This window comes from Lacticaseibacillus sp. 22, from assembly GCF_055413445.1.
In genome coordinates this window covers 1-8,524 of sequence record NZ_JBVAYD010000045.1, presented here as the reverse complement: position 1 = coordinate 8,524, position 8,524 = coordinate 1, and the positions used below count along the sequence as shown (strand labels likewise).

8 protein-coding genes are annotated in these 8,524 nt (G+C 46.9%); 3 read left to right on the top strand and 5 right to left on the bottom strand.

Going from position 1 to position 8,524, the window contains the following annotated elements; translation table 11 throughout:
• On the top strand, positions 1-1,070 hold a 1,070-nt coding region (locus tag ACWP87_RS13370; RefSeq protein ID WP_029943903.1), incomplete at its 5' end, for an IS110 family RNA-guided transposase.
• 525 nt (positions 1,071-1,595) lie between these two features.
• On the opposite strand, the gene ACWP87_RS13365 is transcribed toward ACWP87_RS13370, so the two are convergent.
• Both ACWP87_RS13365 and ACWP87_RS13360 read right to left on the bottom strand, forming a co-directional pair.
• Positions 1,596-2,576: a phosphatase PAP2 family protein gene (locus ACWP87_RS13365; RefSeq protein WP_005688236.1), complete on the bottom strand. Its 981-nt coding sequence runs from the start codon at positions 2,574-2,576 to the stop codon at positions 1,596-1,598.
• Between the two features lie 100 nt (positions 2,577-2,676).
• A complete protein-coding gene (locus tag ACWP87_RS13360; protein ID WP_005688238.1) occupies positions 2,677-3,753 on the bottom strand; it encodes a S66 family peptidase in 1,077 nt (358 codons plus the stop codon).
• A gap of 256 nt (positions 3,754-4,009) precedes the next feature.
• Between ACWP87_RS13360 and ACWP87_RS13355 the strand changes: the two genes are divergently transcribed.
• Positions 4,010-4,261, top strand: coding sequence for a hypothetical protein (locus tag ACWP87_RS13355; protein WP_005688240.1), 252 nt, complete (start codon positions 4,010-4,012; stop codon positions 4,259-4,261).
• 129 nt (positions 4,262-4,390) lie between these two features.
• On the opposite strand, the gene ACWP87_RS13350 is transcribed toward ACWP87_RS13355, so the two are convergent.
• Positions 4,391-5,473, bottom strand: a complete 1,083-nt coding sequence (locus ACWP87_RS13350; RefSeq protein WP_014568966.1) for a D-alanine--D-alanine ligase family protein — start codon at positions 5,471-5,473, stop codon at positions 4,391-4,393.
• A gap of 289 nt (positions 5,474-5,762) precedes the next feature.
• Between ACWP87_RS13350 and ACWP87_RS13345 the strand changes: the two genes are divergently transcribed.
• Positions 5,763-6,029 carry a hypothetical protein gene (locus ACWP87_RS13345; protein WP_005710972.1) on the top strand — a complete coding sequence of 89 codons (267 nt, stop codon included), beginning with the start codon at positions 5,763-5,765 and terminating at the stop codon, positions 6,027-6,029.
• A gap of 429 nt (positions 6,030-6,458) precedes the next feature.
• On the opposite strand, the gene ACWP87_RS13340 is transcribed toward ACWP87_RS13345, so the two are convergent.
• Both ACWP87_RS13340 and ACWP87_RS13335 read right to left on the bottom strand, forming a co-directional pair.
• Positions 6,459-7,103: a hypothetical protein gene (locus ACWP87_RS13340; protein ID WP_005688248.1), complete on the bottom strand. Its 645-nt coding sequence runs from the start codon at positions 7,101-7,103 to the stop codon at positions 6,459-6,461.
• A 17-nt stretch (positions 7,104-7,120) separates the two neighbouring features.
• Positions 7,121-8,524: DHA2 family efflux MFS transporter permease subunit (locus ACWP87_RS13335; protein ID WP_225362902.1), on the bottom strand; the 1,404-nt coding region annotated here is incomplete at its 5' end.

The window sequence follows — 8,524 nt, the reverse complement described above, 5'->3', positions numbered from 1 at the left end:
CTTACAGCCTATGCGCGTTAGACAAAGCAACGGGTGCGCTCTTAGCTGAGACCCAGTGCGCTTCAGAGCCAAAATTAGTCGAAAAATTTATTAACGGATTAGCTGAAGAACTGGATCCAGACACAAAATTCGTGACCGGGTATGAGGCTGGTATTTTAGGATATTCACTCTATCGTTCACTCAAAAACTTAGGCATTGACTGTATCATTCTGGCACCGACAACGATGTATAGTTCCGCTAAGAACAAAATGGTCAAAAATGATTCAATGGACGCGCGAATGATCGCCAAGAATCTTGCAGCTAATACGTATTGTGCCGTTTATGTCCCTGATGAAGCGGATAACGAGGTGAAAGAATTCATTAGACTACGTAAAATGATGAAAAAGGACCTCATTAGAGTGAAACAGCAAATCGGCATGTTCCTTCTCCGTCAAGGATTGAAGTGCTCAGCATCCAAGTGGACGCTGGCCTATATGGATTGGCTAAAGAAAGTCCCATTGTCTCCGGTATTACGGTCAGTGCTTGACGAAATGACGCTGCAGAAATCTGAATTAGAGGAAAAGATTGCCCGCTACGACCAGACCATCGAGACGTTTGCGAACAGTGAACGTTACACCAAGCCCATTCACGCGTTGACAAGTATGAAGGGATTTAAAACCACAACAGCCATGACCATCCACATCGAGATTGCGGACTTCAAACGTTTCAAAACAGCTAAAGCGTTTATGTCTTACGTTGGGCTAAATCCGTCAGAACATTCAAGCGGCGATCATACCATCAAAGGGGGGATTTCGAAGCAAGGTAACAGTATCGTCCGCACAACCATCATTGAAGCCACACAGGGATTGGTCAAGGGCAGCATTGGGTACAAATCAAGAGCCCTAAAAGCACGCCAAGCAGGACAAGAATCAGCCGTTATTAGCTATGCCGATAAGGCAGGCGCTCATCTTCATCGCAAATTCACGCGGATGCTTACTCAAGGAAAATCATATAACGTGGCAATCGCCGCAGTCGCCCGAGAACTCGCTGGATTTATCTGGGGTATGGAAACTGGCAATATCAACTACTGATCACCAAAGCGCAATTGAGCCCGAAGATTCAAACAACAAAGATGACAGCAAGAAGTATCAAGGACTAAAGCGTCACGATATTGTCGCTGGTAGCAACAAGCGTCAGAATTCAACGGTCTGGCTATTTACGAGCGTTCTATTTTGGCACAGGCTCGCCCTGGGTATGGCCATATCTAGAGACAAAGAGTTTGTGATCCACGACTATAGATTAGATTCTAAAGCCTTCGACGGGACCATTAACCTGGGGTAGCCAATCCCCGTATAACAGAGTGGTTAAATGTCGAGAGACAACGGAATTCTGGAGCTTGTTAGTGCCAACGACAATATCGAAAATCTTATAAAGATGGGGTTGACAGGGGTCACTTCATAACAGAACGCACAAGTAAACAAACAAAGCCCCCAAAATAGAACGCATTCCAGTCTCCACCCACAATGTCACAACACCAAAAAACCGCAGCCATTTCAAAAACGGCTGCGGTTAAACATATCACTAAGTTTCACCCACCGACGCTGATAAAGTAAACTTCAAGCGGCCGGCTCTGTATCAAGCTTCTTTGATTTCGAACGCATCGTCAACGCTTCCCAGTCAACCAATGGCAATTGCGCCACCGCACCCAGAATCAAAATCATTGACCAGGTGAGAATCAGACTCATGGTCACATCACCGGTGAAATGCGCGAGAATCCGGACCCGCGTATAAGCCATCAAAGCGCCGTAAGCGAAAGTGAGCCAGAAGACTAACCGTTGACGCTTCGGCTGGTCACGATCAACGAACCAAGTCAACGTGAGGATGGTCGCCGCGGTTTGGGTATGGCCGGACGGAAAACTCATGTGACCGTTAGCACCATTTGGCTGGAACCAGCTGGTGAAGTGTGCCGGATTACCATTTAATTCGTAAGGGCGGAAACGACCCCAGAAGGTTTTCATGACGTTCACAATTTGGTCGGACATGATGCAAACCAAAGTGGCAACTACCGCCACTTTTAATAAGTAATGGAGCTGTTCATCGCTTTTACGTGAAAGCCAGTATTGACTGCCAGCAAACACAGCAACGTAGAGCACTAGGAACAAGATGACGCTTAGCCCACCCGGAAGAGCCAGCTTGCTGCCATCGGAATTGGCCATTCCCATTGGCTTGCCGGCGTTGATGTCGTTGATTGAAGTGATCACCATCGTCATCGCGTATTTCAGATAACCAGCCCACAGTTCCCAGCCGGCATAGATGACACTACCGATCACCATCAAGCCGCGAATGTACCATGCGAGTTGCGATGATCGCAGCGCATAGTGACAAACAACATTACAACTCAACATAATAATCAGTGGCGCAGTCCAGAGGCCAACGTCTTGAAAAAGGGTGGCAAACGGATCGTTCATGTTACCGATCGTTTGAGAAATCTGCCAATCAAAGCCAGCAGCTGCAGCCAACAATAAAAGTAAGATACCAGCAACAATCAGAAAAATATGTTTGCGGATCGGAGCGTTTAATTTTTGCGTTTGGTCCATATCTTTTCCCTCCCATGTACTTTGAAAATAGCACATAGTTTACAGAAAATGGCCGGATTTACGGTACCTGTACGTAACATTTAAGCTGCCGATACGAAATTTACAGAGGGTTGCTAAAGTAAGGCTCGTCAACGGTTAGCTGGCGGCGATCAAAGTTGATGGTTGCCTGTAAACCATATGGTAAAACGGTGCGGGGATAAGCGTGGCCAAAGTTTAAGTTGTAGAGAATGGGCGTTTGATAAGGTTGCGTGACATCCAAGAGCACCTGCTGATAATCTGCAAAATAGGTTTCGTTTTGAGGCTTACCCACTAAGATGGCCTTCACTTGTTGCAAGACACCGTGATCAGCCAGATGCTCCAAGTACTCACGATAGGTGGCAGGTGAAATTTTATCTTCTGAAGTCTCGATGAAGAGAATCTTATCAGTCCAATCTTGCGGGAAAAGATGATACTTTTTAGCAACTTGCGGCTCATCGTCGTAACGCACCGGGTAGAGCAAGTCGTGAAGGCTATCCAAACAGCCGCCTAGCAATGTTCCGGTAACCTGACCATGCCCACGCAGCGCTAAATAGCCATGCTGCTCCGGATGCGCTTTCCGCGGCACCCCTAACTGATCCGCGGAAAAGTCAGTCCGCTCTTCGTACCAGGTAGGACTGGAAGTGATGGCAGTCGTTGCCGGATTTTCGAAAAAGTGTTGGAAGCTGGCAGCAGTATATGGCAATAAGTGCGTATCCAGCTCAGCCAAGTCGTTCAAGAAGTTCGGTCCGTAAAAAGTGGTCATGCCTAGCTGATAAAACATGAGATGGTTAATGGTGGTGTCGGAAAAGCCGGTAAAAATTTTAGGCTGGGTTTGAACAGTCTTAATAAATGCCGGATCGTCAAGTAGGTAAGGAACAATGCGGTAAGTATCATCGCCACCGATGGCACAAATGATGCCCTTAATGTCGGGATCGGTCATCGCTGTTTTTAAGTCCGCGGCTCTGGCTTCCGGATGTACGTTTAAATAATCACGTCCGCGTAAAGCATTTGGCATAAACCGAGGTGTCAGCCCCATATCCTCCAAACGCTTAATGCCAAGTTTTCGTTGATGGGCAGCAAACGCCTCACCAAGTGTGCCGGCACTGAGGCTAACAATAGCAACTTGATCATGCGGTTTTAAAGTCTGTGGTTTTTTCAAGGGTATCCCTACTTTCTAGTGTGAAAAATTAATTTTCGTGGATAGCTTTCTTTTTAGTGTATCGTTTAAACTAACCTTTGTCTTGTATCATTTTTTGAAAGTCTGCCTCGCTTTTGATTGATGCCGACATTCAAACTGTGAACCAGTTGCTTGTCTTCTAAGCCGGCAAGCTGGTACGATCGAATAGAGGATTGAATGAACTGACTTTAAAAAGTAAAATGACCATTTTTGCCAGGATTTAATGGAGGATTGAGCCATGTACACCATTCAAACTGCTGCAACCATTGCCGGCCGCGGTACTGTAATTACGATTGCTCCGCCGATTGAGCGCATTCAAGCCGGTGATCCCGTTCGGCTGAATGGCGCAACAGTCGGCAAGGTGTGTGCGCTGGAAAAGGCCCGCCATCCGCATCATAGTAACAATCAGCCGTGCCTGAGCCTACTGATTACGGAACCGGTGGAGGTCGGCGATACCATTGAGTTCCCTAAGTCACAATGTTGGCATTAGGCATCATATTTCTTTTATGTGGGTAACGGATCTTCGTGCCATCACCGCCCTGACCACACACCTACATAGAAAAAGCGTTGCAATTGTCAGATGAGAGCTGACAGTCGCAACGCTTTTCGTTTACTTGTTCTAGTGATTGGCTGTGGTCATAATGCCGGCTTCAGTCATGCCTTCTGCGTAAAGTTTCAGTTTACCGTTGATAATGTCCATAACGAGATCGCCATATTCTACGCCATCTGCTTCGGCTTCCTGTGGTAGGAGCGAAAGTGGTGTCATGCCGGGCAGGTTGTTGGCTTCGATCACCCAGACACCCTTATCGTTGGCAAAGAAGTCAATCCGCCCGTAGTTTTGCAATCCCAAAACGTCCATGGTTTGTAACGAGACATCCTTCATTGCTTGATGAACCGATTCATCCAGATTCTTAGGTGGCGTGATGAAGTCGGTGTAGCCTGCTTGGAATTTGTGCTTGAAGTCGTACCAACCGGAATGCACTTTAATCTCAATGGCAGAAAACGCCCGGCCATTGACAACGCCTAAAGAAAATTCGCGGCCAGGGGTGAATTCTTCAACAATCGCACTGTTATCGAACCGGAAAACATCTGCAATGCCATTTTCCAATTCTTCTTGATTGTGTGCAATGTGCGTACCAACGCTAGAGCCGCCTGATGTAGGCTTAACGACAACCGGAAAGTCAAACGGTACCGTATGCTTACCATTTTGATTGCGCTTGAATTCTTTGAACGCCGCTGTCTGGATGCCGTGGTATAACATAACTTCTTTACTGAAGACTTTATTCATGGTAATGCCGGAAGCCAGCGGACCGGAACCGGTATATTTGACGTTGTTCAGATCTAATGTTGCCTGAACCTTACCATTTTCGCCATCACCACCATGCAGTGCCAAGAACACAATATCTGCAGCCTTGCAGATCGCCAAAACGTTAGGACCAAACAGTTGCGTGCTGCCGTCTATCCGTAACTTGTTGATGTCGGCGTCAGTCAGAATCGCATCTGAAATTTTCAGATCCTTACTGGTGTTGGCATCATCAAACACTTGGTCAACCGTTTTTCCCTCAAGGTCGTAGCCAAGAAACAGGTCAATGAAGGTGGCCTGTTGCCCCTTTTGTCGCAAGGCGTTCGTGATCCGGTAGCCGCTGGAAATCGACACATTGCGTTCCGTGCTCCGGCCGCCTGCTAAAACGACAATTTTCATGTGATAGTACCTCCGCGTATTATCCGAGTTTGATAGAAACTAAAGTGTAGCACAATCAAGGCGCAACCGCTATCAGGACGCGTTGAATTGTAGCAAAAATTAACATCCGTGCTTAATACGGTTAGGCGCTGATACTTACCAAATTTGAGCGAGTCGAGCCAGCTGCCATCCAAAGTTTCAAATTAACATCATAGCAACATTTCATTAGCAACTTATAAACAATCGCTTGGCATATTTAGTAATAATCAATGAGAAATGGAGGTGAACGACTATCGCCACTGGATTGAATATGATGATCGGGATTGTAGGGGGGATTGTTGTCGCAATACTCGCTAATCGCATTAACAGGCCAGCGACGAAAACCCGCGGCATCGTCACGAACACGCTTGGCATCACTTTTGGCGCTTTAGGTGCTCAGGCTGCTGATCAGTTGCTGCATGAAGGTCCGCAGTTGTTTGGTAGCCAAATTGTACCGGCAATTGTTGGTGGTATTGTGCTTGCGTTTGTTGTTATTTATGCAGGCAAGAAATGGTTTCGTCTAGGTTCCACCAATTAAGGGAGACATTCAGAATGAAGCAAAGAAGACGCGTGGTCACGATGCTGTTGACGGGACTTTTTACCATAATAGCCGCCGTGATCTTCGAAGCTGGCATGTGGGTTTCAATGTATTGGTGTATGAAGTTGTTCTAAATACTTAATAATCCCGGCAGATCGTTGGGTAGTTGTCGCCGTTTGAGATAGAAAGAGGTTTTTGTTGTGAAAAAAAGAGCGAATGGTCTTCAGTCTAAACACATTGTTGGTGGGCTAGTTGCGTTAGGTAGTCTGCTTGTAGCAATCCTATTTCCTGCTTTCAAGAGATAAACTGCAACCCTGAACCAAACAAATAACCAAACTAAAACAGGTATTGGCGATGCATTGCGCAACCGTCAATACCTGTTTATTTGTATGCTTTACGGTTAAGTGATACCCAGCATGATTGTGATAATCAATCATGCGTTTGATCAGTGAATCTGATACTGATCAATGCTCCCAAACCGATCAAAACCAGTAAGCTGCCAACGCCCATTCCGAAAATGCCGGTTACCTGATTCGCCATTTCCTGTTGAGCTGACAACAGCGCATATTGTGTCAAGACAATGGCCATGGCGCCATCTGCCAGATTAAATGTTTTTAGGAAAAATAAGGCGCCATGGTGAAGCCGCCGGACTCGTAAGAAGCCGATGATTGCCATGGTAAGCTTGTAAAAGCCAATGGTTGCAACTGTAATGGCGGTTATTTTACCAAACCGTGCCTGATAGCCATCGTGATACATGATGAATGCACAGATCGTAAAGGCCAGTCCTAAAACAACATAAGCGAGGCCAGCGGTTTGAACAAATACCTTGGTTTCAGGTAGCTCATCATATTGACGAGATCGCGAATAGTGGTGTAGAAAACTTGAGCGAGCAAGCGATAAGATGAGGTAATAGCCGCCAAACAATAATAGCCATAAAGAACCGGTGACCAGACCCAATCCCAACTTGACGAGTGCAAGAATAAAATTAATACCCGCAGCCAAAGTTCCCATGAGAGCGGTTCGATCCGCCGGGGTACTGGCATGACGATGAAACAACCGGCGTAATCGCTGCATGGTAACCCTCCAATTAACTAATGTTTTTGGTCTTCAGCGACAACCACTTCTGGCGTTTTCGAAGATTTAACACTTTTTAGAATGATGATCAGCATCAAGACGACGATGATCGACATACTAATAAAAGTAGCATTCACGCCACCAACCGATGCCACCACAGTTTGCTGTGCTGCACCGCGATTGGCGATAAATGACATTAAGGCTACGCTAACCGATGTCCCGACTGCTCCAGCAACGGTTCGTAAGGTGGTCAAAACGGCAGATGCCGAGGCAATAGCTTTGCCGGTTAGCTGGGTGACACTCCAGGTGACCAGTGGCATCATTAAGCAGGATAAGCCGATACTTCGCATGGCCCATACAACAGTCAGATAGATGATTGAAGTTGAAGTCGTCAAAAAGCTGGTGCCGAGACTGCTAATTAGGACTAGCAGGACGCCGATAATTGCAAGCGGGCGGATGCCGTAACGGTCGTATAATCGGCCGGTGATCGGGCTCATAATTGCCATGGCAAGCGAACCGGGCATCATGATCAGGCCAGACATGGTGGCGGAGAGGTGATGGACGGTTTGTGCGTAGATCGGGAAAACGGTGGAAACCGCCATGAGAACGGCATACATTAACGCGCTTAGAATTACTGCAGTCCGGAAGACCGGATCTTTAAAGACGTGTAAATCAAGTAATAGTTGATCAACATGCAAGGCGCGATAGATAAATGCCATCCCGGCCACAACTGCTAACGCTAGCGGCGCGGCAATTGCCAAACTCAGAAACGGTGCGGTACCAAGATTACCGAAGCCAACGGTAATACCAGTAAAGGCGATACTGATGAGCAAGAAAGACTGCCAGTCAAATTGCAGCTTTTCGGTCGGCAAGACATCTTTGATAACAATTAAAGCAAAAATAATATCCGCTACGGCAACGATGACGCCGACCCAGAATATGACCCGCCAGCTCATGTAATCGATTAAGAGGCCGGTAATCGTCGGCGCAATAATCGGGGCGGCACTGGCAGCCAAGCCGTAAATGCCCATAATGCCACCTCGTTTCGAAACGGGGAAAATAGTTAAAATGACGACTTGCGTTAACGACAGCAGGATACCGGTTCCGAGTGATTGAATAATCCGGCCTACCAATAAAATGGCAAAAGTTGGTGCAAGTGCAGCCAGCAGTGAACCGCCAGCAAACAAGAGCATGCTGGCGATGAACAAGGCCTTGGTCGGAATTCTTTTGATCAGAAATGCCGTTGCAGGAATCATAATCCCCATGGCCAAGGAAAAGCCGCTGGTGAGCCACTGGCCGGCGTTAGCAGTTACGCCGAAAGTCTTGATGATATCGGGTAATGCGGTTGTCAGCGCAGTTTGCAGTAAAGACGAAATCAGGGTACCTGTCAATAATACAGCAAAAATCAAATTTCGGTTCTT